The organism is Fischerella sp. PCC 9605 (assembly GCF_000517105.1).
Classification (GTDB): domain Bacteria; phylum Cyanobacteriota; class Cyanobacteriia; order Cyanobacteriales; family Nostocaceae; genus PCC9605.
Genome location: NZ_KI912149.1, coordinates 1,791,017 through 1,816,134, shown reverse-complemented (window position 1 = coordinate 1,816,134; position 25,118 = coordinate 1,791,017). Strand labels below are relative to the sequence as shown.

At 43.3% G+C, this 25,118-nt stretch carries 23 protein-coding genes and 1 pseudogene; 11 read left to right on the top strand and 13 right to left on the bottom strand.

The features are described 5' to 3' along the window. Positions 1–217 precede the first annotated feature (217 nt). Positions 218–778, top strand: a pseudogene (locus FIS9605_RS0122865) (tyrosine-protein kinase family protein); the annotation flags it as partial. Between the two features lie 9 nt (positions 779–787). Here FIS9605_RS0122865 and aroB read toward each other — a convergent pair. Further along, the gene (gene aroB, locus FIS9605_RS0122860) at positions 788–1,948 is read right to left on the bottom strand and encodes a 3-dehydroquinate synthase (protein WP_026734677.1); all 1,161 of its coding nucleotides are present in this window, start codon (positions 1,946–1,948) and stop codon (positions 788–790) included. Positions 1,949–2,235: 287 nt separating this feature from the next. Between aroB and petL the strand changes: the two genes are divergently transcribed. Continuing rightward, the gene (gene petL, locus FIS9605_RS41155) at positions 2,236–2,331 is read left to right on the top strand and encodes a cytochrome b6-f complex subunit PetL (protein ID WP_072032410.1); all 96 of its coding nucleotides are present in this window, start codon (positions 2,236–2,238) and stop codon (positions 2,329–2,331) included. A gap of 57 nt (positions 2,332–2,388) precedes the next feature. Here petL and bioB read toward each other — a convergent pair whose 3' ends face one another. Continuing rightward, positions 2,389–3,381 carry a biotin synthase BioB gene (gene bioB, locus FIS9605_RS0122855; RefSeq protein WP_026734676.1) on the bottom strand — a complete coding sequence of 331 codons (993 nt, stop codon included), beginning with the start codon at positions 3,379–3,381 and terminating at the stop codon, positions 2,389–2,391. 290 nt (positions 3,382–3,671) lie between these two features. Here bioB and FIS9605_RS0122850 point away from each other — a divergent pair, with 290 nt between their 5' ends. The 3 genes from FIS9605_RS0122850 (at position 3,672) to FIS9605_RS0122840 (ending at position 7,414) form a co-directional block, all read left to right on the top strand. Beyond that, positions 3,672–5,246 carry a TAXI family TRAP transporter solute-binding subunit gene (locus FIS9605_RS0122850; RefSeq protein WP_026734675.1) on the top strand — a complete coding sequence of 525 codons (1,575 nt, stop codon included), beginning with the start codon at positions 3,672–3,674 and terminating at the stop codon, positions 5,244–5,246. 70 nt (positions 5,247–5,316) lie between these two features. Next, entirely contained in the window at positions 5,317–5,886 is a 570-nt protein-coding gene (gene rimJ, locus FIS9605_RS0122845) for a ribosomal protein S5-alanine N-acetyltransferase (RefSeq protein ID WP_026734674.1), read from the top strand. Between the two features lie 70 nt (positions 5,887–5,956). Continuing rightward, a complete protein-coding gene (locus tag FIS9605_RS0122840) occupies positions 5,957–7,414 on the top strand; it encodes a protein adenylyltransferase SelO (protein WP_026734673.1) in 1,458 nt (485 codons plus the stop codon). A 293-nt stretch (positions 7,415–7,707) separates the two neighbouring features. Here FIS9605_RS0122840 and FIS9605_RS0122835 read toward each other — a convergent pair whose 3' ends face one another. The 5 genes from FIS9605_RS0122835 to FIS9605_RS0122810 all read right to left on the bottom strand — a co-directional run bounded on the left by FIS9605_RS0122835 (position 7,708) and on the right by FIS9605_RS0122810 (position 12,840). Then, positions 7,708–9,486, bottom strand: a complete 1,779-nt coding sequence (locus FIS9605_RS0122835) for a serine/threonine-protein kinase (RefSeq protein WP_026734672.1) — start codon at positions 9,484–9,486, stop codon at positions 7,708–7,710. Positions 9,487–9,990: 504 nt separating this feature from the next. Continuing rightward, entirely contained in the window at positions 9,991–10,212 is a 222-nt protein-coding gene (locus FIS9605_RS0122830; protein WP_231510425.1) for a helix-turn-helix domain-containing protein, read from the bottom strand. A 389-nt stretch (positions 10,213–10,601) separates the two neighbouring features. Further along, positions 10,602–10,865 (bottom strand): Txe/YoeB family addiction module toxin, encoded by a 264-nt coding sequence (locus FIS9605_RS0122820; RefSeq protein ID WP_026734670.1) that lies wholly within the window; start codon positions 10,863–10,865, stop codon positions 10,602–10,604. Next, on the bottom strand, positions 10,862–11,104 hold the full coding sequence (locus tag FIS9605_RS0122815) for a type II toxin-antitoxin system Phd/YefM family antitoxin (RefSeq protein ID WP_026734669.1): 243 nt from the start codon (positions 11,102–11,104) through the stop codon (positions 10,862–10,864). Before FIS9605_RS0122815 ends, FIS9605_RS0122820 begins: the two co-directional genes overlap by 4 nt. Positions 11,105–11,274: 170 nt before the next feature. Further along, complete coding sequence (locus FIS9605_RS0122810) at positions 11,275–12,840, bottom strand: YcjF family protein (RefSeq protein ID WP_026734668.1); 1,566 nt, start codon at positions 12,838–12,840, stop codon at positions 11,275–11,277. A gap of 325 nt (positions 12,841–13,165) precedes the next feature. Here FIS9605_RS0122810 and FIS9605_RS0122805 point away from each other — a divergent pair, with 325 nt between their 5' ends. The 3 genes from FIS9605_RS0122805 to FIS9605_RS0122795 all read left to right on the top strand — a co-directional run bounded on the left by FIS9605_RS0122805 (position 13,166) and on the right by FIS9605_RS0122795 (position 16,815). Beyond that, positions 13,166–14,890 (top strand): sensor histidine kinase, encoded by a 1,725-nt coding sequence (locus tag FIS9605_RS0122805; RefSeq protein WP_026734667.1) that lies wholly within the window; start codon positions 13,166–13,168, stop codon positions 14,888–14,890. A 97-nt stretch (positions 14,891–14,987) separates the two neighbouring features. Next, positions 14,988–15,512, top strand: a complete 525-nt coding sequence (locus FIS9605_RS0122800) for a DUF937 domain-containing protein (protein ID WP_026734666.1) — start codon at positions 14,988–14,990, stop codon at positions 15,510–15,512. Positions 15,513–15,759: 247 nt separating this feature from the next. Next, positions 15,760–16,815, top strand: coding sequence for a S1C family serine protease (locus FIS9605_RS0122795; protein ID WP_026734665.1), 1,056 nt, complete (start codon positions 15,760–15,762; stop codon positions 16,813–16,815). Between the two features lie 56 nt (positions 16,816–16,871). Here FIS9605_RS0122795 and FIS9605_RS0122790 read toward each other — a convergent pair whose 3' ends face one another. From FIS9605_RS0122790 to FIS9605_RS0122775, 4 genes are all read right to left on the bottom strand, one after another. After that, positions 16,872–17,453 carry a CPBP family intramembrane glutamic endopeptidase gene (locus FIS9605_RS0122790; protein WP_026734664.1) on the bottom strand — a complete coding sequence of 194 codons (582 nt, stop codon included), beginning with the start codon at positions 17,451–17,453 and terminating at the stop codon, positions 16,872–16,874. A 119-nt stretch (positions 17,454–17,572) separates the two neighbouring features. After that, complete coding sequence (locus FIS9605_RS0122785) at positions 17,573–18,634, bottom strand: DUF3326 domain-containing protein (RefSeq protein ID WP_026734663.1); 1,062 nt, start codon at positions 18,632–18,634, stop codon at positions 17,573–17,575. A gap of 64 nt (positions 18,635–18,698) precedes the next feature. Continuing rightward, entirely contained in the window at positions 18,699–18,887 is a 189-nt protein-coding gene (locus FIS9605_RS0122780) for a hypothetical protein (protein ID WP_026734662.1), read from the bottom strand. A 91-nt stretch (positions 18,888–18,978) separates the two neighbouring features. After that, a complete protein-coding gene (locus FIS9605_RS0122775) occupies positions 18,979–19,293 on the bottom strand; it encodes a 2Fe-2S iron-sulfur cluster-binding protein (protein ID WP_026734661.1) in 315 nt (104 codons plus the stop codon). Positions 19,294–19,649: 356 nt separating this feature from the next. On the opposite strand from FIS9605_RS0122775, the gene acnB reads away from it, so the two are divergent. After that, on the top strand, positions 19,650–22,319 hold the full coding sequence (acnB, locus tag FIS9605_RS0122770) for a bifunctional aconitate hydratase 2/2-methylisocitrate dehydratase (protein WP_026734660.1): 2,670 nt from the start codon (positions 19,650–19,652) through the stop codon (positions 22,317–22,319). A gap of 82 nt (positions 22,320–22,401) precedes the next feature. Here the strand turns inward: acnB and FIS9605_RS0122765 are convergent, their stop codons facing one another. Further along, positions 22,402–23,382 carry an aldo/keto reductase gene (locus FIS9605_RS0122765; RefSeq protein WP_026734659.1) on the bottom strand — a complete coding sequence of 327 codons (981 nt, stop codon included), beginning with the start codon at positions 23,380–23,382 and terminating at the stop codon, positions 22,402–22,404. A gap of 289 nt (positions 23,383–23,671) precedes the next feature. Between FIS9605_RS0122765 and FIS9605_RS0122760 the strand changes: the two genes are divergently transcribed. Continuing rightward, complete coding sequence (locus tag FIS9605_RS0122760) at positions 23,672–24,142, top strand: hypothetical protein (protein WP_026734658.1); 471 nt, start codon at positions 23,672–23,674, stop codon at positions 24,140–24,142. Between the two features lie 49 nt (positions 24,143–24,191). Beyond that, positions 24,192–24,611: a DUF3747 domain-containing protein gene (locus FIS9605_RS39945; protein WP_026734657.1), complete on the top strand. Its 420-nt coding sequence runs from the start codon at positions 24,192–24,194 to the stop codon at positions 24,609–24,611. A 363-nt stretch (positions 24,612–24,974) separates the two neighbouring features. Here the strand turns inward: FIS9605_RS39945 and FIS9605_RS42955 are convergent, their stop codons facing one another. Further along, a complete protein-coding gene (locus FIS9605_RS42955; RefSeq protein WP_155960486.1) occupies positions 24,975–25,115 on the bottom strand; it encodes a hypothetical protein in 141 nt (46 codons plus the stop codon). Positions 25,116–25,118: the final 3 nt, after the last annotated feature.

Sequence of the window (25,118 nt, the reverse complement as noted above, 5' to 3'; positions counted from 1 at the left end):
AACGCCTTCACCGAAAAACTTTATGCTCTTCTAAGACCGAAGAAATGCGCTCGATACTCACTTAAATTATTACTTCACTACTTGAAGTATCAAATTGTACCTACATCAATGATATCATCCCTTCATTCAGCAACGGGCAAGAAGAAATAGAGCGATCGCAAACATCGCAAACATCCAACCGAGACTCATCAATAAAAGAATCGCCAGCTAGCAGCCCATCCTCAAATCTCCGTTGTCTTGCAAGTCTCTGATGTTAACATCAGCATTACCAAAGGAAGGCAAGACTACTTTAGCCTTGGGAGTGGCGGTGAGTGCTGCGCGGATGCATCGACGAGTACTACTGATTGATGCCAATTTGCGGCAGCCTAGTCTACATAAAGTCTTGGAACTCTCTAATGACTGGGGGCTATCCCTGTTATTGGTCGATGAGGCAAATACTTCCATTCAAGATTATATCCAACCGATTCACCCTTCCATTGATGTTTTGACGGCTGGTTCTACACCAGAAGATACGGTGAAACTGCTCAGTTCTCAACGCATGAAAGAACTGTTGGAGTCCTTTGAGCAGACTTATGACCTAGTGTTGATAGATGCTCCTGCTATTCTTAACACAGTCGATGCCAGAATTTTAGCCACATTTTGCGATCGCATTGTTATGGTGGCACGCATCGGTAAAGTCAGCCTAGCCGATCTAATTCAAGCAACAGAGATTTTGAGCCACTTGAATGTAATTGGCATCATTGCTAATGCAGCCAAGAATACAGGGAATGAGAAATAGGGAATAAAATTACATCCCTCGCAACACCTGCCGGATGATATCTGCTGGTACTTGGTCTGTCACTGTCACTACACCGATTTGCGTTGGCAACACAAACCTAACTTTACCAGCTTTCACCTTCTTATCGATCTGCAACGCCTCAATAATCGCTTCTATGTCTAAACCACTGGGTAACTGAGTCGGTAAACCTGCTTTTTCAATGAGGGCATCTTGCCGTTGTGTCTCTTCCTGCGTCCACATCCCCAGTTCCACAGCTATCTGTCCTGCTGCTACCATGCCAATGGCAACGGCTTCACCGTGTAGCACTTGTGTATAACCCGTCAAACTTTCCACGGCATGACCAATGGTGTGTCCGTAGTTGAGTATCGCCCGCAGTCCCGCTTCTTTTTCATCTTTGCTGACGACATCGGCTTTAGCTTGACACGAGCGAGTTAATATGCTGTCCATGAGTGAAGATCCCCCCTCGCCCCCCTTGGAAAGGGGGGTAGGAGAGTTATAGCCCTCCTTATTAAGGAGGGCTGGGGGGATCAAATATTCCATTTCATCCAGGCGCTGACTCGCTTCCAACTCGTCAAACAACTGGGCATCCCAAATGACGCCGTACTTGATCACCTCCGCCATGCCAGCACGAAACTCTCGGACGGGTAGCGTTTTCAACACTTCTGGGTCAATTAATACCAGTCGCGGTTGATTAAATGCCCCAATCAAGTTTTTGCCTTGGGGATGGTTCACGCCTGTTTTGCCACCAATTGCTGCATCCACCATCGCTAAAAGGGTGGTGGGTACTTGCACAAAGTTGATCCCACGCAGCCAAGTCGCCGCTGCAAAACCCGTCATATCGCCAATGACTCCACCTCCCAAAGCTACCATCGTGGCGGAGCGTTCTAAGCGATTTTCTAGGGCTGCATCGTAGATTTTTTGTACAGATTCCAAGGTTTTGTAGTTTTCCCCATCAGGCAGGATGTAGCTGGCAACTTCAAAACCAGCGGCTTTTAGTGATGCGATCGCTCTTTCGCCATAAAATTGAAAAACGTTTGGGTTAGAAACCAGCAGTACCTTCTTACCTAGCTTCAAAGTCGCCATGCGATCGCCCAGTTGATCTAAGCTACCAGGTGCGATCGCAATATCATAAGATTGCTGCGGTAGATTTACTTTGATCGCAGAAACCATCACCAACCCCTTTGCAAGCACGTGTCGGTATTCTACCGCAATGTGGGGAATGGGGAGATGGGGAGATGGGGAGAGTGGGAGAGTGGAGGAGTGGGAGAGTGGGGGAGTGTGAGAGGGGGGGGGGAATAACCACTAACTACTAACCACTAACCACTAACCAATGTACAGACGTGCCATGGCACGTCTCTACAACTACTAACCACTAACCACTAACCAATGACTAATGACCAATGACGATTGACTAATGATTCAATAGATTTAGAGTAAATAATTGTGGAGAAACGTAAATGTTCGCTGTAGTATCTTATGTCGTCTTCTTGGCTATATTCTTGGGCATCGCTGTCGGTTTGCTGTTTGGTTTGCGTGCTGCCAAGATTCTTTAAAAGATAGGGAAACAGGGAGATGGGATGAACATATACTCTCCCTATCTCCCCACCATCTTATAAAGCTGTCAGCTTCTCCTGACCAACAAACGCCGGACGCATCTCTAAACCAAGTAGATTCAGCATTTCCTGGTCAGCGTTATAGCCAGGACAGGGAGTGGTGACGGTTAACATGTGTCCGTTATCGCTGGAAAAGATAGAATTTGCTCCTGCTAAGAAGCATAAAGCTTGCTCAACGTGAGAAAGTTTTGCCCTGCCTGCACTCAAGCGCACATCAGAAGCTGGCATAATTATGCGTGCAGTGGCTATCATCCGCACGACATCCCAAATAGGAACATCTGGTTGATTCTCTAGGGGTGTACCTTTAACTTGGGAGAGAATGTTAATTGGTACGGATTCTGGATGCGGATGCAGGTTTGCCAGAGTGTACAGCATCCCGATCCGGTCTTCGACACTTTCACCCAAGCCTAGGATACCGCCAGAACAGACGGTGACGTTTGTCTGCCGGACATTTTTAATTGTGTTCAAGCGATCGTCATAAGTTCTGGTGGTAATGATTGTGTTGTAATAGTCCCGTGAAGTATCCAAATTATGGTTGTAGGCGTAAAGTCCCGCCTCTTCCAAACGCTTGGCCTGTAGTTCTGTCAGCATTCCCAGAGTGCAGCATACCTCTAACCCCAATGCTGTCACTTCCTTAACCATGTCCAGCACTTGGTCAAATTGCGAGTTATCCCTTACTTCTCGCCAAGCAGCACCCATACAGACGCGACTGACACCGCTTTGTTTTGCTTGCTGAGCAATATTAACTACTGTTTCTTTATCCAAGAGTGCTTGTGGTTTGACTTCTGTTTTGTAGCGAGAAGATTGAGCGCAGTAGCTACAATCTTCTGGACAAGCTCCTGTTTTAATGGAGATGAGCTTACAAACTTGAATTTGTTTTGGGTTGTGATACTGACGATGCGCGCTAGCAGCTTGATAAATTAGCTCTAGCAAAGGTGTACTATATATAGCTCTGATTTCTGCTTCTTGCCAATCGTAACGTATTCCCACGGATATGCCTTCCTTTGAATGATTTTTCTAGTGTGTTAAGTTACGTAGCGTACTGCCTTCCTAGGTTTACATCTGTATTATTCTGATTCAGAAATCAGGTTATCAAGAATTTGATCAAGGCAACTATTGTAAATTGTTAATCCTTTAAATTATGATTAAGTATTTACACTAGACTTAATTAAAGCAAAAGCACAGATGCACAGCATACGAATCTATTTGCTGCTCTGTAATTTCACTCAGAATTTGGTTTCAGCAAAGAAAGCAGCCGCTTATGAACTGGCAGGTAAAAGATGTCTGAAGTGTCTGGTAGGCAAGTCAGGGCAAAGCGATTATTTGACTTGCCAGTAGTATTTGTGAAATCAATCCGTCGTCCTAGAGGAATTTTTCTTACTTTTAGCTGTTTAGCAAGTAGTATTCTTGTCCCGATTCTGAGCAGTTGCAGTTTCCAGCCGACCAGTGTGACTCTTTCTAGCGGCCCTGCTGGTGGATACTACAACCGCATGGCTGAACAAATTAGTAATTCTACTGAGACTACAGTTGGAATAAAGATTCGCAACCTAGATTCTCGGGGTTCAGAAGAAAACTTGGAACGTTTGTTCAAACGTCAAGTTGACTTTGCTCTGGTACAGTTGGATGTTGCTAATCAGGCAATGCAACAGGGAAAAGTCCAAGCAGTGGCAGTGGTAGCAAATGAGTATGTGCAAATTATCACCATCAAAAAATCAGGATTGCAAACCTTTGCCGATATTCAGGGAAAGCGAGTAGCTGTCGGTACACCCGGTAGTGGAATTCGCTTCACTACTAGCCAACTTATCAATGCAGATAAGTTGACAATTCAAAAAGATGATTCCGATTTGAACGCAGCATTCCAAAAACTCAATGCTGGACAGGTAGATGCACTCGCTTACGTGGGAAGTTTGATCGCGAGTAAAAATATACGTCAAAATTTTGTCAATAATCCAAATTTAAAAGTTCTCCCCATTGAACCAGAGTTGATAAACAACCTGACTATTCTTAACCCTGATTCCTACCAACGTGCAATTCTGCCAAGTGGTACTTACACATCACGTCCACCAATTCCAGACAAACAGATACCTACTCTATCTACAGCTACAGTTTTGGTAACTCGTCCCGATACAGATCAGGAGAAGGTAAAACAAGTAACTTGGTCAATTCTCTCTACTGCACGAACCTACTCTCAGTTTTACCCAGAACTTCAGAATGGTAAAGCTAGCGAACTACTGCGAAAAGGGCTATTTTACGTACACCCCGCAGCAGAGGAAGTGTTTGAGGAAGGCGACCCCAGTGGAGTAATAATTCGTTATTGGAAAAATAATCCAGACTTGCAATCTGGGGTATTCATTCTGGTGACAACGAGCTTTCTGGGATTAATGATACAACAGTGGCGTAGGCGATCATCTCAGAAGATGCTTAACATAACTAATAGCCGTATTAGTCAACTCAAGAATTTGTTGGCAGAAAGCCCCCAACAAGCATTAAGAGCAATTGAAGACTTAAGCCAGGAGCATCGACTGATATTTATTGATGGCATAGTGACAACAGAAGTATACGAGCAACTGCAACAAAAAACACAGACTTTTGCTAACGAGTGTCGTTTACAGTTGGAACAACAGCGCAAAAAATTTGTGATGGATACCCTATTGCTAGTGGACGAATGGCAAGCAACCTTGCAAACTAACCCAGAGGTTGCTTTGCAGAATTTGGGTCAACTAAAGCAGCACTATCGAGATATGCTGCTAGCTGATCAAGTGGATATTGAGGCATATATAGAATTGATGGAGTTAACTCTAATTTCAATCATGACTCTTATGCCAAGAAAAAACGACTTTCCGCAAGCTTTTTAAAACTGTAATTTTACTCGACGTTATTTTAGATGGATCGCACTAAAAATCTTGGACTAATTAATAGTAGGTTATGAAATTTGAAACACCGCTAATCGTAACTGAACGTTTATTATTACGAATGGCGACCAAAGAGGATATACCCTTAATTATCCAATATTTTGCTGATAACAAAACTTATCTCACTCCATTTTATCCTCGTTGGTCTGAGGGTTTTTTCACAGAAGAATATTGGCAGTTGCAGTTAGAGTTGAATTTACATGAATTTGTTAATGATTGTTCTTTGAGACTATTTATGTTTCTCAAAAATAATCCCAAAAAAATCATTGGAATTATTAATTTTACTAATTTTGTCCGGGGAGTAGCACAATATTGTAATGTTGGGTACAGTATTGCAGAAACTGAGCAAGGCAAAGGTTTTATGACAGAAGCCTTGCAAGCAGCTATTGGGTATGTATTTCAAGAATTAAAAATGCACCGCATCATGGCAAATTATATGCCTCACAATCAGCGCAGTGGAAATTTACTCAAAAGGCTAGGATTTGTTGTAGAAGGGTATGCTAGAGATTATTTATTAATTAATGGGCAATGGCAGGATCATATTCTGACGAGTCTCACCAATCCTAGTTGGCAAGCTAAGTAGTCATCATCGCGATCGCCCACCCTTCCACCAGAGGTACTATTAAGAGAAGATGAACTAAGTTGTACTCGTAATGACTCTGGCAGAAGCTCCCAACAACACAAATTCTACAAATCCCTTTCTCATCCTTAACTACGAACCCGCCTTAGAATCTCTAGGCGATGACTACTACGACGAAGTAGCAGCAGCGGAATTTCCCCTACACACTCTACGCTGGCGCAACGACGCACTACTACCCCTGTTGGGACTGGACGCCAAAGCAGTGACAGACGAAGATTTTATCACCGCCTTTGGCAAATTTGAGGGACGCAAACCCTTGCTAGCGCTGCGTTACCACGGCTATCAATTTGGTGAATACAATCCTTTCTTAGGTGATGGTAGAGGTTTTCTCTACGGACAAGTGCGTGGTGTCGATGGTGAACTTTACGACTTCGGTACGAAAGGTTCTGGTAGAACGCCCTACTCTCGCGGTGGCGATGGTATGTTAACACTTAAAGGCGGCGTCCGCGAAGTTTTAGCTGCGGAAATGCTGCACGCTATGGGCGTACGTACTTCACGCTGTCTCAGCATGGTGGAAACAGGTTTATCACTCTGGCGGGGTGATGAACCTTCTCCTACTCGTTCCTCAGTAATGGTACGGTTGAGCCAATCGCATATTCGCTTTGGTACTTTTGAGCGACTGCACTATTTCCGGCGTCCTGACTTAACCAAAAAGCTATTAGACCATGTCATTGAGCAGTACTATCAACACTTAGATAGTGAACAAGATAAGTATGCTCTATTTTATGCAGAATTAGTCCAAAGGGTAGCAGAATTAGTAGCGCAGTGGATGGCGGCTGGTTTTTGTCATGCAGTGTTAAACACTGACAATATGTCAATCACAGGGGAGAGTTTTGATTACGGGCCCTATGCTTTTATTCCTAATTACGATCCCTACTTTACCGCCGCATATTTCGACTACTATAGACGCTATAGTTACATCCATCAGCCAGAGATTTGCAAGTGGAATTTAGAGGCACTCCAGGAAGCATTAAAAGCTGTTATTCCTCAAACTGATATGGAAGCTGGATTAGCCAGTTTTGATGAATATTATCTGGCTGAGTATCGCTCTTTAATGTTGAAAAAATTAGGTTTTGAGCAACTGTCACAACCACAAGCAGATGAGCTTTTAAAAGCAACTATTGAATTTTTAAAACATTATCCAGTTAGCTATCACCACTTTTTTGCAGACATGGCAACTACCTTTTCGAGTAAATGGAGAGATGATGCTAGTTCGATTTTGAGAGACTCAGAAATTGGGCAATCTTTAGGGACATCTGAATTATTTTTAAACTGGTCGGGAATATATCATCGGATTTTAAGTGATTTGACACCGGAAGAAATAGAAAAAGTAGCCCAAACCCTAGCTCGACATAATCCCAAAACCATGATATTAAGACCTGTAATTGAATCGATTTGGGAACCAATAGTTCAAGAAGATAATTGGCAACCTTTTTATGAATTAATTCAACAGATTCAGTCTGGGAATTAGTTAATGCGATCGCAGCTAGTGGAATACTCTTGGTGAGGCGCAACTGTACAGGATTTGTGCTCATACCAAGTTGTGTTCAGATATAGCAATTCGTGCCCTCTCCCCCTCCCCTGTTCCAAATTGGGAGAGGGGTGCCGATAGGCGGGGTGAGGGAAGTACTATCTTTGACTGCAACTTAGTATCAGTCAGTTTCAACAACCGAAGCAGATAAAATTATTAAGGACACGGCATGACCGTGTCCTGAAGTCTGTTGTGCGATCGCTAAATTTGAAATTCACTAGAACAAAAAGTTGTTATAAATTTGAAATGGGTGTAATATTTACCTCTTGCATCTGGTTTCCTGGCTCAAAAGAGTGCCGCTTCGATGTCTCTTCATGAGTTGCAGTAGCTACTTTGGATGTCGGTATCTTGCGACCTTCAGCTTGTATACGCTGCTTTTGAGTGTATTCTATTAACTTGTCTTGAGCGACTTTATATACAGTAGTATTTTTGGGAACCTGTTGGAGAAAATTCACAGCAGTATTAAATTCGCCTACTGCTGCCTGATTGTAAGCTTGCTGTAACAAATAAATCGCCCGAACTTGCTGCTTTTTTTTGTACTCATCTAACTTCTGTTTCACTACAGCGTTGGCAGAAGTTTCTTTAGGAATTTGATCGAGATAAGTTAAAGCAGTGCTGAAATCTTTAGCTGCGGCTTTTTCATAGGCTTTTGTTAATAAATCGCTTGTCTGCGTCTCGATTTTGGCTTTTGCTTTCTCAACTATTTTGTCTGTTTTTAACTGCCAATACAAAATATCAGGAACTTGAGAAGCTGCATGCAGTACCTCTGACAATCGACCTTCACGCAAAGCTGTTTGAGCAACTAAATATTGTTCAGTTGCAACTTGCCATTGGTTTTGCCATTCTTCAACCGTCGCTTGAGCTTCTGGATAAACATTGCTGTTTGAGGGAATAGATTTAGCCAGCGCGATCGCCCCTTCTAAATCTCCAGATTGATATTCTTCTGTTGCTTTATATAAAGTCTCTGTTTCTGAGTAAGCTGGAGAACTATTCATTAAAGAATATACTCCAAATCCCATCACCAAGGAATTAGCCGCCAAACCTAATCTCATTCCTGTCAATAGAGGGGGTGATTTGGGGGATGCAAAACGCGGAGCAAAATCATCACTATTTTCGGCAGAATCTACTACGCTATACTCTGGTTGTATTGTTTGCGGATGCCAATTATCTACAGGCATTTGCTTAAGTGCCCGCAGTACCTCACTCGCTGACTTAAAACGATCTTTGTAGTCGTAGCGGATCATTTGGCTGAGGATCGCAGCAAGATAATCACTAACTAGGGTTTGTGGAGAACGCCAAATAAATTCATTGCTACTAGGATCTATTTCTAATTGCAATGGAGAAAGCCCAGTTAGTGCTTGAATGGCAATCATGCCTAAAGCATAAATATCACTGTTGGCTTGTGTTTGATCGATAAATTGTTCTGGCGGAATATACCCCAATGAAGTGACGGGGACTCTGTAGATTGGCAATACTGAATCTGTGCCAAAATCAATCGGTTGGATGGAACCAAAATCAATGAGGACTAACTTGCCATCGTAAGCTCGTCTAATTAAGTTTTCTGGCTTAAGATCGCAGTGAATTACACCTTGAGAGTGAATAAATTCGAGAATACCTAATACATCATATAAAAAACTGACAACTTCGCTTTCACTCCAGAGATAGCTGTGACGTTGATTGATTGGTAATTCAGCAGTCAGCGCATGTCCTTCAATAAACTCTTGCACCAAGAAAAAGCGTTCGTTTTCTTCAAAACAGGCAACGAGCTGAGGAATTTGCTCATGGTGTCCCAAATATCTGAGGGTTTCGGTTTCGGTGATAAAGTGTAACCTCAGGGTTTGTAAGTAGCTAGGTTGGGAACAGGAAACCTTTAGCTTTTTAATAACACATTTTGGGTGATCTGGTTGTTCTATATCTATAGCAATGTATGTTTGTCCAAACACACCTGCACCCAAATTTTGAACGATTTGGTAACGCCCTTGTAATACTTTACCGATCATGTGGTGGGTCATTAGCTGGTTACTTGGTCACTCGCTATATTTAGTTTTTCGGAAAATGCCCCCTGTTTCCGGAATTCTTGACTGAGCAAGATAGTATAAACTGCTATTCACCAATCACTTGGATATAGTGAAATTTACGGATGCTTCAGATGAACATATAGCACACTAGATGACTAAAAAAAGTATAGGTATTATACATTGTGAGCATAATTATCTAGCCTCAACGAAAGTTGGGGTAAGCTAAAAGCTAAAAGCTAGCTATTTGCTGTAGAGAGGCAAAATCACCCTGTGAGCACACCTGCGGCGCACACATCTCTAAACAACAGCCAAAAATTTATTTTACGGCTTTATTTTGTTTTTATTTTTTAAAAAATTAAAAATATTCTTACCTAGTATTTACATTGCAGGAATTTGCCCTACGAGCGTCTATGTGCGTTGAAGGTGAACATTAAACCACTAAGACCCCAAGACACAAAGGGAACTGAAGAGAGAGTTAGAGGGTTAACGGTGGAAGGATCAAGCATTTTCGCTATCTTCGATTCCTAGCTTTTGCACTTCAAACAGATCAGAAGGGTTGCAGTCTAGTATCTCGCAAAGCTTGGCAATTTTAACAAAGGTATCAACACCCCCCCTGTCCCTTTCCCAGTTGCGAATGGTCGAAGGATCAACGCCAATCAAATCAGCCAACTGACGTTGTGTTAGATTTCTCTGCTTTCGCAGTTCAGCAACTTTTGACACGTAGATTTCTCCCATGCATTATTTCATAGCACTAATTTAGCGTGATATTCTTAGCGCTAAATTATTGTCACCGCTAAAAAATTAACACACAATAAACATAGAGAAGGCGGTTGCACCGACCAAAGTAGAAACCGCCTCTCTATCCACAATATTCATGGAGATTTAGATCATGCCACAGAAATTACTTCTTTGCCAAACACTGACTAGAGGTTGGGTGAATTTGGCTTACGCCCGCCAAATTCGATTCGCAAAGTTTATCTAAATATGTTCAAAGGGCAAATTGCCTGCGTCATCACTTGGAACAATGGCGACAGGGAAGCTTTTTTTGGTAAAGACGCTCAAGCGATCGCCCAAACTTGGAGAAATTACACCAAAAGTTAAGAGCAAACCTACTCATAATGTGTCCACATCCGAATAACTTTAACTGTTTGCTCAGATTCAACAACTTCATACACCAAGCGGTGCTGGATATTTATCCGTCGAGAGTAAGCACCTGATAAATCACCAACTAGCTTTTCATACGGAGGAGGATTTTGAAAAGGGTTTTCTCGGAGGATTTCGAGTAGTTCCTCAACTTTACTCTTCAAGTTGCTGGCGGCTAACTTCTTCGCGTCTTTTTGAGCTTGCTTTGTGTAAACCAGTTTCCAACTCACCAGTTCAATTCCTCATCACATTCCTCAATAGGGGTTGCTAACCCTGTCTTGATAGATTCTCGCATTCCAGGAATAGATAGCAGGTATAAAGTTTCCTGAATCGCAGACCAATCTTCTTCAGCAAGCAGGATCGCATTATTATGTTCACCCTTGATGAGAATAGGCTTGTGAGATTGGACAACTTGATCGATGAGTTGTTGTAGCTGACGTTGAGCCTCACTGACAGGAAGACTAGACATTATAACCCTCTTACCTTTAATGGCTTTAGCAATAAAACTATTTTCCTCTTAGTGTCTTAGTGTCTTAGTGTTTCAAAAATGATTTTTTCACCACATAGACGCGCTTTACTCGGCTTCCCGCAGGGTAGGCACAAAGACACCAAGAAAAATCAATTTTCAAGACTAACACCCTAATCCCCAGTCCCTAGTCTCCTTTCCTGGTCTTCTTCCACTAATTCAGCTCTTTCTGTTAACGGCCTAACTACCCGTGCGATCGCTTCCTGAACAAAGTCCTTGATAAATTCATCGCGGCGATTTAATTGAAACTGACGCTGTACTACTTCTGTCATCCCACCATCGCCCCAATCTTGGTCATTACGAAAATACTCGATAAAGCTTTTACCAGCAATGCGTGTCAGATACGCAGCTGTCACACCTTGAATTGCCCTACCAATAATAAAAGTACCTACATTCAGTTGCAAAGCGGTAGAAAGTAACTGCAACGCGCCTTTAACAATCCCCAAACCAGCAATTGTCTTTGCTAAAGATAGCGCTAGTTCGCGCCCCCGTTCCATATTTAATTCACAGCCATAAACTCTGCCAATTTCTACGACCATTTGGGCGTTAACAGCAGCTGTTGCCAGTAAATCGACCATTGGCAGTGGCGTTACCGACACCACACCCGCACCAATCCATTGAAACCGTTCCACAATTTTGTCAGCTTGACGGCGACGCTGGGCATCGATGAGTTTTCGCGCTTCTTCTCCCAGTCGCAGCGATTGCAGGAGAATGTTATCTGCTACCAAATCTTCACCTTCTGCCCGCAAAATTGCCGCCATCCGTCGCAGTAATGGTATAATCTCCGGTTCTGGTTGGAAAATTTCGCTATTTTCTAGTTGTACAGATTGGGGATTGGCAGAAACTGCCACCACATCACTAGCAGCAATAAATCCTCGCACTCTTTGCCGCAATCTGGCTAAAATCGCCTCTTTATCCTCTTCTGTATATAGGTCTGTTTTATTTAACACAAGCAAAGAGCGCTTACCGATTTCTGCCAATGCCCGCAATGGCTCGTATTCTGACCGCCTTAAGTCATTATCGACCACAAACAACAGTAAATCTGCGGATGTTGCTAGTTCTCGTGCTAGTTGTTCTCTCTCGGTTCCGGCTATCCCCGCTTCTAAAATTCCTGGCGTATCGGTAATTAAAATCTTGCGCTCTAAGCCCTTCAAACGCATACAATAGGTTTCTCCTACTGTGGTGGTTCCCATCGGCGCATCTACCCTGCCGACCATGCGTCCCATAATCGCATTCACCAAAGAGGTTTTGCCAGCACTCCCGGTGCCAAAGATCACAACTTGAATTTCGCCACGTGCTAGGTTAGCTTCTATTTCCCGCGATTTACTCAGTAAAGCTTGTCGGGCAACTTCATCTTGAATTTGCGCGACTTGTTGCTTAACAGCTTGCAGGGTAGAAGAAGCTGCTTCTGATTTAACAGCTGGGATTTGCACTTGTTTGCGTTGTTGTCTCTTGCGGCGCGATCGCTGTTCGCCAGACCGAATTACCAGTACGTAATAGACAAAGGCGGCAATTAAAGCACCAATCAGGACAACTAACAACAACAGCAGCAAATTGCCCAATAGGGGAGAGTAGGACAATTGCCAGTACAGCCGTGACAGAGAGTCAATCAGCCAAAGGCTTAGTCCCAAAATCAGAATCAGACCAATAATTAGCGTAACAATGCGCGACAGAGGCATGGATGGCACAGGCAGTAGGCTTCTTGCAGAAGTAGGGCAAGGAAGGGGTAAAGGGTAAGGGTTAAAGGGATTGATTTTTTCCTTTCCCCTTTCACCTTTAAGCTTTCCCCACCTCTTACAAAAGTTATTTTTGCAAGAGGTCTGGTGTTAGTACTTACGCACATGCTTCTAATATTAATAGTTTCAGTGTTATTGACCAGGGTAGAAAGAAGTATGTTTTGATAAACTGAGAACAATTTTTGCATTGCATTCATGGTTTCGCTGCTGGTTGGATTGTTCTTGCTGAAAACCTGCCAGATGGAGAACTGCAATATCTAACTACATCATGACCCCGCCCTCTGAATTAAAACAATTGCCAGAGTATTACTATAAAAACTTTGTTAAACGAGTGTTCCATCGGCTGAGTATTCGACAAAAAATTATCTTGGGATACGGCCTGTCGTTGGGAGTTGCAGTTTTAGGAACAGCGGCTGGTTTAGTAATTGGCAATAAATACTTCCAACAAGCCAGACATCAGATGATGATGGCAGATGAAGAAAGTCACTTGTTTAGCAGTCTCCAAGGAGAACTATTGGAAATTCAGTCCAATCAGCAAGAAATTGTGTCTTTATTGAATCAACCGCAAGAGTTGCAACAGTACACTTCTAAGTTAAAGACAAATCAAGCAGAAGCCAAAGCATTGATTGCCGAGTTGCAAGAATTTAGTCAAGGTACATCGCAAGCAGATTTACAAGCGCTATTCAAAAAGTATGACAGTACAATCAGGGTCTATTTTGAGCAACTCAACACTATTTTAGAGCAGATTTCGTCACTGACCTCAAAGCCACAGGAACTGCTAAAGACTCAGATATTAGCGCAGCAATTTAGCCAAAGTCCAACAGCACTGGAGTTTTATAAATTTAACCATGAGTTAACCACGTTGGCGAAAACAGTTCGCGATCGCCAAGAGGAAGCTGATGAGTTTCAAAGTCGGGCCGCAGCACTGCAAGCTCTAATTATTATTAGTAGCATTCTGCTATCGACTGCGATCGCTGCTATCCTCGCTATCTACACTAGTACTTTAATTGTTCGTCCACTCCAGACGCTCACGCATGTTGCCCAAAAAGTTACCAAAGAAGGTAATTTTGACCTTCAAGCACCCGTAACAACAACAGATGAAGTTGGTACTTTAGCTGATTCCCTGAACCAACTGATCCACCAAGTAAAGTATCTTTTAGCAGAACAACAAACCGAAGTCCAAGCAAGACTCATTCAAAGCGAAAAACTATCTAGCTTGGGAAGGATGATTGCTGGTATTGCCCATGAAATTAATAATCCTGTCAATTTTATCTATGGCAACATAGGAAGCGCGAAAACCTACATTAACGACCTGTTTGATTTACTGCAAACATATAAAGATGAATTTCCCAATTCTTCCGCAGCAATACAAGCTAAAGAAGAAGAGATAGACTTAAAGTTTATCGAAGAGGATTTGCCAAAACTCTTAAAATCAATGGAATTTGGGGCTGAACGGACGCGAGAAATTGTCCGGAGTTTAAAAGATTTCTCTCGTCTAGATGGATGTGAAGCTCAATCGGTAAGTTTACACGCTTGTATTGACAGCACGCTGTTGATTCTGCAAAATCGTTTGAAACATGGCATAAATGTTGTCCGTAATTATGGAGATATTCCAGTCATTGCTGGTTATACAGGCTTACTCTATCAAGTGTTTATGAACCTGTTAATCAATGCCATTGATGCTTTAGAGGAAAAATCTGCCAGCAATCCCGACTTTTCACCTGCAATTACCATCAGCACAGCACACAGTGACGATGATTGGGTAATGGTGCGAATCGCCGACAATGGGCCAGGTATTGCAAAAGAAAATCAAGATAGAATATTTGAAACTTTCTTCACTACCAAACCGCGAGGTATTGGTACTGGTTTGGGGCTAGCAATTTCCCACCAAATTATAGTCGACAAACACGGCGGCAAAATTACTTGTAATTCAGAATTAGATTTAGGCACAGAGTTTGCGATCGCTCTACCAATTGCTAGAGGCACTGATTAATGAAAAAACTTTATTTGTTATTAATAGCTAGAGGCAATTAGCAACCAAAATGTAACAATGTTGGTTTTGTTGGTATTAATATAAAGGAAAAAAGCTTATGGGACTCTTTGACCAAATTATTAATGCGATCGACAATCCCAGCCAACAAGGCAGTACAGGACAGTTGGGTGATATCCTCAATACCGTACAGCAACTGAGCAATAGCACGGGTACAAATCCTTCTACCATGCAATCAGTTGTAGGTATTGTAGGTAACTATGTGCGTTCTGCCTTGCAAGAAAAGCAAGTTAACTATGGCAATCAAGAAGCGCAAGCTGTAGTCAATCAATATAGCGGCACTTCTCCCAATCCCCAAGCCGTAGACTCCTTGTTCTCTTATGGGATGCAACAGCAGGTAGCTGAGGCTGTTGCCCAACGCACAGGTTTGAATGCTGGTATGATTCAACAACTACTACCAATATTGGTTCCTTTGGTACTGAATTTACTGCGAACCGGTGCGAATGCCCAAAATTCTCAAGCTGGTGGAAATTCCGTGCTGAATTCCTTCCTTGATAGCGATCGCGACGGCGATGTTGATATTGTTGATGCCATACAGATGGCAAGTCGGTATTTGGGAAGGTGATGAATTTGTTGCTTGTTGTTAGTTGTTTGTTGGTTGGAATAATTACTAATCATCAACAAAGAACAAACAGACATTAAGTGCCTGCTTGCCGAAATCGCGGAATTTTTGCCAGAATCGGGAAACAAGGGAATGGATAGTGGTTAGTGGTTAGTGGTTATTCTCCCACTCTTCCACCCCCCATCTCCCCACCTCCCCATTTCCCCCTCCCCCTTATATCCCCTCGCCGTGAGACGATAGGAAAGTAGACATGAAAATAAATTTGGGCTGGGTATCGAACGATGATTTCGCTTCTAAGAATGCAGGAATGCCCAAAAACAACCCAAAAACTGATGAACAACTGCTTGATGCTTATTCCCAAGCTGTTATCAATGTAGTGGAAAAAGTCAGTCCTACGGTTGTTAATATCGACGTGCAAAGATTCCTAACAGGACGTAGCCGCAATTACCAGCCTCTTACTCAAGAAGTACGTGGTAATGGTTCTGGATTTATTTTCACACAGGATGGTTACATCCTTACGAATAGCCATGTAGTGCACGATGCGTCCAAAATTCAAGTGACACTATCTGATGGTCGCAGTTACGATGCAGAAATGATTGGCGACGATCCAGATACAGATTTGGCAGTGATTAGAATTCATGCGCCAAATTTGATAGCTGCGCGTTTGGGCGATTCGCAGTCATTACGAGTCGGTCAGTTGGCGATCGCGATCGGTCATCCCTACGGCTTTCAAACTACGGTTACAACTGGGGTAATTAGTGCCTTGGGACGCTCTTTTCAATCCCGTTCTGGTAAGCTGATCGAAAATATTATCCAAACTGATGCTGCTTTGAACCCTGGCAATTCTGGCGGCCCGCTGGTTACTTCCCATGCGGAAGTCATCGGCATTAATACTGCCATTGTCATGGCAGCACAAGGAATCTGCTTTGCTGTACCCATTAACACTGCCAAAATGGTGATTCCGGCGTTGATGAGATATGGTCAAATTCGGCGCGGTTACATCGGTATCGGCGGACAAAATGTGCATATTTCCCGCCGCCTCATGTTATCCCATGAATTAGCTGTGGATACCGGAATTTTTGTCATGTACGTGGAAGCAAACAGCCCCGCAGCAAAAGCAGGTTTGCAAGAAGGAGATGTGATTGTTGGTTTCAATAATCGACCGCTTCGCAGTATCGAAGACTTGCAAAAACTTCTAACACCTGAATCAATTGGTGTGCGATCGCAACTAACCATTTTGCGTAAAAATCGCAAGTTAGTGGTAGGTATTGTGCCAGAAGAATCAAGTTCTTCAGTAAGTGGTTAGTGGTTAGTAGTTAGTAGTCTCCCCATCTCCCTATTCCATATTCCCCATTCCCCTTTTCAATATCTCCCTACTTTCCACAAATAACTAGAAACCATATTCGTAATCACATGAGCAACTATTGGCACTAACAAGTTACCGCTAAGAAGGGCGCTATATGCCAGTATTAGACCAACAATAGCAGCCCAAATCACATAAGGCCATTGTTGAGAACCGCTTAAATGCAAGACACCAAAGCAAAGACTTGATACGATCGCAGCAGCATCATCCAATCCAAAGGCTGGTAGCATCACACCGCGAAATAACAATTCTTCACTCAACCCTGGTAGTAATCCTAACCAAATTAAGTCTGGTAAAGCCAAGGGCTTGAGTACTATTTCTAAGTAATAATTAGCACTTTTACGATAGGGAGGACAGAGTTGATAAGCTAAACCACTCAAACCAGTGATACTTAACCCCAAACCTAATCCCAACAGTAAATCTCTTTCTTTCCAAAGCAAAGGCATGAGGGAAAAATTGCCAAAATACAACCACAGCTTGGCGATAATCCACAAAACTACGGCAGTAACTGCCATCGCCACCAGCACTTGGGTGCGTGTCAAATATGGCATTTCTGGCTCTTGTTTTTGCTGTTGAGTCACGGAGTTTAGAAGGTTAGGGTTTAAAGGAAGAGTGGGGGAGTGGGGGAGTGGGAGAGTGGAAGAGTGGAGGAGTGGGAGAGTAGAAAAATAACTAATGACTAATGACTAATGACTAATGACTATTGACCTAAACAATGCAACAACGAGATATTGGGGCTGAGGGCAGATGGATTAATGCCTGCTTTGTGAGCAACCAATACACCTACTGCCTCTAAATATGAGTTGACCTGTATTGATTTTATCCCTAATGGCTGGGGAGGAACTTGCACTTGAGTTTGATTTTCATTGACTGTAACGATGAGGCATCGCTTTTGGCTTAAACTCAGTAAGGCGCTACTGCCACAAGCTGTTGCCGGCACGATCGCTGCATCTACTTGATTTGACCAAATATCGATGGGTTCGGGCATTTCATGGGATTCCCCAACAATAAACTGGGGTGCGCGACTTAAACCGACAAGTACGCTTGGTAAAAAAGTATAGCCCAATTCTTCGGCAGCGGAACGAGGAGATAAATCTGGATCTGGGGATGGAGGCAAAAAGGCGGGAGAATGGGCGCAGGGTACTTGAAACTGTCGTACTACTAAATGACTAATTACAGCTTCTGCCCCACCAATAGGATCGACTCCTTTGCCGTGGCGGTAGTTTTGATCTGCTTGTTCATCGATATCATCGGGAAAACGGGCAATAACTGCGATCGCCTCCGCCCCTACTTTGTTAATTAATACGTCTGCTGCCCGCAGTAAACTATCTGGGTTGCCTATCGTTCCCCAACTCGTACCGGATGCAGTCGTACGCAATTCTACGTTTAAAGGTGCATCCGTAATTACATAATCGGTTAAAGACAATCCCAAGGTGGCTCTAGCTGCATCTGCTGCTTGCAACTGTCGCAGCCGCAGTTCTGGTTCAATTCCCTGGTCTAAAATCAAACCTATGCGATTTTGATGTACAGGGCGCAATCCCCAGCATCCAGCCGCAAATTTGTCTAGCCCATAACCTTCTACATAGAAAGCGTTGGGCAGATTCCAATACAAAATAGCACCATTAAGGACATTGGGGTGAGTTATGAGGCGATCGCAAACCTGGGCGATCGCTTTGGCAACTGGCAATGCATCTCCTGCATAACCTCCAATTGCTGCCCCAATGCCAGTAGGTACAATTAAAATAGCTGTGTATGGACGCATAAGAAATTATGAATTATGAATTATGAATTATAAAATTTTTAATTCATATTTCATAATTTTCAATTCATAATTCATTAATCTCTTGTTTCGTGACCACGGCTTCTACAGTTGCTTTTTGTTGTGTAATGTCCACGGAAGCGATCGCCCAACGCAATGGTTCTCCCTGTTTTTTGAGTTCTGCCTCAATTGTTTTTTGTAGTTCAGTGGGGGTTTCTTGGAGGTTAATTTCTGCGGTAATAAAATGAGTTGTCATTGTATTTGTTGTTTGTTGTTTGTTGGTGGTTAGTTGTTAGTGGTTAATGGATAGTATAAAACATATAACTACTAACTACTAACTACTAACCTTATTTACCAAATTGTAGTTGATAAACAAGCTCTTCTTTTTCTGTTTCAATTTTTAAATCAGAGCGAGGATAGGCAACACACAGCAATACATAACCTTGTTTTTGCAGTTCTGGGCTGACGCCCATGCCATCCGTTTGATCTACTGTCCCAGACTTAATTTGACCAGCACAAGTTGTGCAAACACCTGCATGACAGGAACTCGGTAATTCTAAACCAGCAGCATCGGCAACTGATAGGATTGTTTCATTTTCGGGAACCTGCAAGGTATGAATTTTACCTTGATGGTGAATTTCAACAGTGTATGTTTTGGACATATACAATTAAGGGGTGTAATGCAACAAACAAATCAAATATTTTATATTAAAAATAGACTAACTTCCAAATCAATCAACACAAACTAAATAAATATTCTCTAGTCAGAATTATATATGCAATAGTAACTATACAGGGATAATTATAAATCCTGACCAGACAAAAACTAGTAGTATATCACCTCAACTTTGAGGGATTGGTGGGGGATGGGGTTTATGTGATGGGGAGATAGGGTGATGGGGAGAATGTAGAATTAAACTCTCTCCACCTCCCAACCTCCCCACCTCCCCCGTCTGTGAGATTAGGGGAGTGATAACAAACACAAGAAAATTTATTGCCTAAACCGAGGAAGAGTAAAATGCTGGAATCATACCGCCAACATGTTGCCGAACGCGCTGCGTTAGGAATTCCCCCACTGCCTTTGGATGCAAAGCAAACATCCGAACTGTGTGAATTACTAAAAAATCCGCCTGTCGGTGAAGAAGAAACATTATTGCATTTATTGCGCGATCGCGTACCTCCCGGAGTCGATCCAGCAGCTTACGTCAAAGCCGGATTTCTCACAGCCATTGCCAAAGGGGAAATCACCAGCCCTCTGGTTTCACCTATCGAAGCTGTACAATTGCTGGGGACAATGGTGGGTGGTTACAACGTCCAATCTTTAATTGAACTGCTGCAAACTCCTACCGTATCCTTTTCGAATTCTTCCGAAACACCTCTGGTAATGGGGGGAGAAGGCAAAGAACCGATTGCAGCCTACGCCGCCGCCGCCCTCAGTAAAATCCTGCTGGTGTATGATGCCTTCCACGATATCTTGGAATTGTCCAAAACTAACCCCTTTGCCAAGCGGGTAATAGACTCTTGGGCAGAAGCCGAGTGGTTTACCATTCGTCCCGAAGTACCAGAATTCATCAACGTCACCGTTTTCAAAGTTCCTGGTGAAACTAACACCGACGACTTATCCCCCGCCACCCAAGCCACCACGCGCCCGGATATTCCTTTACACGCCTTAGCCATGTTGGAATCACGGATGCCAGGGGCATTGCAAACCATTGCCGAATTAAAGAAAAAAGGACATCCTGTTGCCTACGTGGGAGATGTAGTGGGTACGGGTTCCTCCCGCAAATCTGCCATCAACTCAGTATTGTGGCACATCGGCAATGATATTCCCTACGTCCCTAATAAGCGGGCGGGTGGATATGTTTTAGGCGGTACAATTGCGCCTATTTTCTTCAACACCGCCGAAGACGCGGGTGCTTTTCCCATCCAGTGTGATGTCACCAAGATGGAAACGGGTATGGTAATTACCATTTACCCCTATAGAGGCGAAATCACCAACGAAGCAGGCGAAGTAATTTCCACCTTTACTCTCAAACCAGATACCATCCTCGATGAAGTCCGGGCAGGCGGACGCATTCCCTTACTAATTGGCCGTACTCTTACCGATAAAGTTCGTCAAGCACTTGGTTTAGAACCAAGTACCGTCTTCACCCGTCCCACACAACCTGCTGATACAGGCAAAGGTTACACTTTGGCACAGAAAATGGTGGGTAAAGCCTGCGGTTTACCCGGCGTACGTCCCGGTACATATTGCGAACCGATCATGACTACCGTCGGTTCCCAAGATACCACTGGTCCAATGACGCGGGATGAACTGAAAGAACTCGCTTGTCTCGGTTTCAGTGCTGACTTGGTGATGCAAAGTTTCTGCCATACCGCAGCTTATCCCAAACCTGTTGATATCAAAACTCACCACGAACTACCCGACTTTTTCGCCTCTCGTGGTGGCGTAGCCTTGCGTCCCGGTGATGGGATCATTCACTCGTGGTTAAACCGGATGTTGTTACCGGATACTGTGGGAACAGGTGGTGACTCCCACACCCGCTTCCCCTTAGGTATTTCCTTCCCTGCCGGTTCCGGATTAGTGGCGTTTGCTGGGGCGTTGGGTGTGATGCCTTTGGACATGCCAGAATCTGTGTTGGTACGCTTTAAAGGTAAATTGCAACCTGGTGTGACGCTGCGGGATGTTGTTAATGCTATTCCCTACGTAGCAATTCAAAAAGGTTTGCTGACAGTAGAAAAGCAGAACAAGAAAAACGTTTTTGCTGGGCGGATCATGGAGATAGAAGGCTTGCCAGATTTGAAAGTTGAGCAAGCTTTTGAACTTACCGACGCTACCGCCGAACGTTCCTGTGCAGGTTGCACGATTAAACTGAGTGTAGAGACAGTTTCTGAATATCTGCGTTCTAATGTTGCCTTGTTAAAAAACATGGTAGCGCGGGGTTACGGTGATGCTAAAACTATCATGCGCCGCGTTGCCAAAATGGAAGAATGGTTGGCGAATCCAGTACTAATGGAAGCCGATGCAAATGCGGAGTATGCTGAAATTATTGAAATTGATTTAAACGAAATCAAAGAACCAATTGTGGCAGCTCCCAATGACCCCGATAATGTGAAATTATTGTCGGAAGTTGCAGGTGACAAAATTGATGAGGTATTTGTCGGTTCTTGCATGACGAATATCGGTCATTATCGTGCCACTGCCAAAGTTTTAGAAGGCGCAGGCGCAGTTAAAACCCGTTTGTGGATCTGTCCACCGACTCGCATGGACGAACACCAACTTAAAGAAGAAGGTGTGTACGGTATTTTTGGTGCGGCTGGTGCGCGTACAGAAATGCCTGGTTGCAGTTTGTGTATGGGTAATCAAGCGCGAGTTGCTGATGGTGCAACAGTGTTTTCAACCTCTACCCGCAACTTCAATAACCGCATGGGTAAAGATGCGCGAGTGTATCTTGGTTCAGCGGAATTAGCAGCAGTTTGTGCGTTACTTGGACGTGTTCCCACAGTGCAAGAATATATGGAGATTGTGGCGAATAAGATTCATCCTTTTGCTGGGGAGTTGTATCGGTATTTGAACTTCGATCAAATTGCTGGTTTTGAGGATGAAGGTAGGGTGATTCCGTTGGAAGAAATGCCTAAGATTGAGGATATTTTGGGAATTCCTGCTGGTACGTTGCGTAGTTCATAATTAAACTCGGGTGGGCATTGCCCGCCCAGCCCTGTTAATGTGAGTGAAGATGGATCTCAACATTTGCCAGTAGGAAAAGAGTTCAACGATTAACACTACTCATGTCAGGGTAGCGATCGCCTGCTGTCACACCTTTGGGAGCAGCAGCTTCAAGTTGATTTAAATCTTCTGGAGTAAGTGTAATCTCACAAGCAGCAATGTTCTCCTCCAAATAGCTACGCCGCTTTGTTCCTGGAATCGGAACAATATCTTCTCCCTGAGCTAAAAGCCATGCCAAAGCAAGTTGACTAGGAGTTACACCTTTAGAAGTTGCTATTGCCTTGACTTTTTCTACTAATTCCAGGTTCTTGTAAAAATTCTCACCTTGAAACCGAGGAGAATTTCTTCGATAGTCATCTTCTGCAAGGTCTTCAGGACGGCTGATCGCTCCTGATAAAAATCCACGTCCGAGTGGACTGTAGGCAACAAACCCAATTCCTAATTCCCGCACGGTGGGTAAAATTTCATCCTCTGGGTCACGGCTCCACAACGAGTACTCTGTTTGTAATGCACTAATCGGGTGAACTGTATTTGCTCTGCGAATTGTTGTACTAGCAGCTTCCGATAACCCCAAATAGCGCACTTTACCTTGTTGCACCAACTGTGCCATTGCTCCAACAGTATCTTCTATTGGTACATTTGGATCGACCCGATGTTGATAATACAGGTCGATTGTCTCAACTCCTAGGCGTTTAAGTGAAGCATCGCAAGCTTGGTGAACGTATTCTGGTCTACCGCTAATGCCTTTCCATCCCCCATCTTCGGTGCGGACATTGCCAAATTTGGTTGCTAGCACTACTTGGTCTCGACGGTCTTTGATTGCCCTACCTACTAGTTGCTCATTGGTAAAAGGCCCATACATATCCGCAGTGTCGAGGAAATTAACTCCTAGTTCCAAAGCACGATGGATGGTAGCGATCGCTTCAGACTCATCACGACCACTGTAAAATTCAGACATCCCCATACAACCAAGTCCCAGTTGTGAAACTTCTAGTCCTTGTTTGCCAAGCTTTCTAGTTTTCATAAAACCTCAGAAATAGAAAATAGTTCCGGAAACATTATTATCTCTATGTCTTTGGTCAAGTCATCTATTGTTAGAAGTACTTAAGAGAAAGTTTAAGATGTTATTGAGACCGACCCACCAGAGTCAACCAACATCTTCAATTGATTAAAAATATCTTAAATCTTAACAATACCAGTTATTTTTGGGTGGGATACAGTCAGACTAGAAGTTAGATAGATCGTCGTTAAACATACTCAAAAGCTAGTGTTTTTCAAGAAATTTACTAGCGCAGAGACTGGAGGTAAAGAGCATGAGCCGGAAAATTTTATTCAAAGTCTGCTTACCTTTGGTCGCAGTTCCTTTAGTTTCCATTTTTACTACTGGTGGGGCGATCGCATCATTATCTAACCAACAAAAATTTGGTTGGGAACCAAGATTTATTAGCACTAGTCATAACTCAATACTTATATCAGGTTGGGAAGATCGCTATCAGTTGCGAGATCGTTATCGAGAAAATTACCAACGCCGCCAAGAAATTGACCGAGAAATTCGTCGCCTCGACCGAGAGGATAAAGATCTCCAAAACCGCTGGTACTCAGATCGCGATCTACAAAATCGCCAACGCCGCCAGGAAATTGGCCGAGAAATTCGTCGCCTCGACCGAGAGAACAAAGATCTCCAAAATCGCTCGTACTCAGATTGGTACTTAGAGCACGATCGCTATTACCGCAACAGGAACTACGATCGTCGCTACCCTAATAGAGGCTTAATCATAAAGTGAATAAGAAACTTGCGATGCATTGACAGCATAGAAGGGATTCCCTTCTTCAATGAAAATTAACTTCACTTCTCGATACTTTCTCTCAACTTTCTTCACTTTTTCTGCTAACTTTTGTAAAATAAAAATAATTAAGGACAACGATCAGTTCCTACTTGTAGGTATTTCCAACACCGATCCTAATGCTCCTGCAATTAAAATTGGTAGCACTCACGGTATTGGTAAGGGCTTAACCAAAATCCAGCTAGAACCAGGTTGGTACTTCACCAAAAGAACCTATAACGGTCAGACAACAGGTCACATATATCTTACTAGCGATCGCCCTGCTCCAGGTGAGATCGCAAACCAGCAACAGACCCGGCCAATCGGGGTGAATCAAATTCAGCAGGATTCGCCACAGCTACAGAACAACTCATCAGCAGTACAAAACAATTCATCATCAGGACACAACTCACCACCACAAGGCTTGTAACTCATACTAGGTCAAAATGCGATCGTGGTTACTAGGAAATAGGGTTGCGATCGCTGGTTCAGATTTTAGGAGGACTATTTTTTACCGATCCAGAACACGAAATCACAGCATCGGCAGTACGAGCAGCGATCGCTATTCTACGGAAATTTGGAAATTAAGTATTCACTTTATAAATTACCTCTAACTAGTGGTCTATGTCATTAATTTTGATAAGTTGTGACAGTTTGTAATTAGGGCTTTAGCCCTTAAAATTGAGCGATAAATCGCTCACTACGAACCCTTCAGAACTAATGACATAGACCACTAGATATTCCGTTTGAAAGCCCACAGATAAGTAGAAGGTAGAAGCGATCGCGCTAGTTTTCATGAGCGGGGATACCCAGCCTGCTTGGCTTCTGAGGATTTCTTCGCAGGTCTTCTGCTAGATTCACCTGCAAGAGGTCTTTTACTTTGAAGTGCTTCCCAATATGAAGAGCGATCGCTCTTCCCAAAACAGTACAACATTTT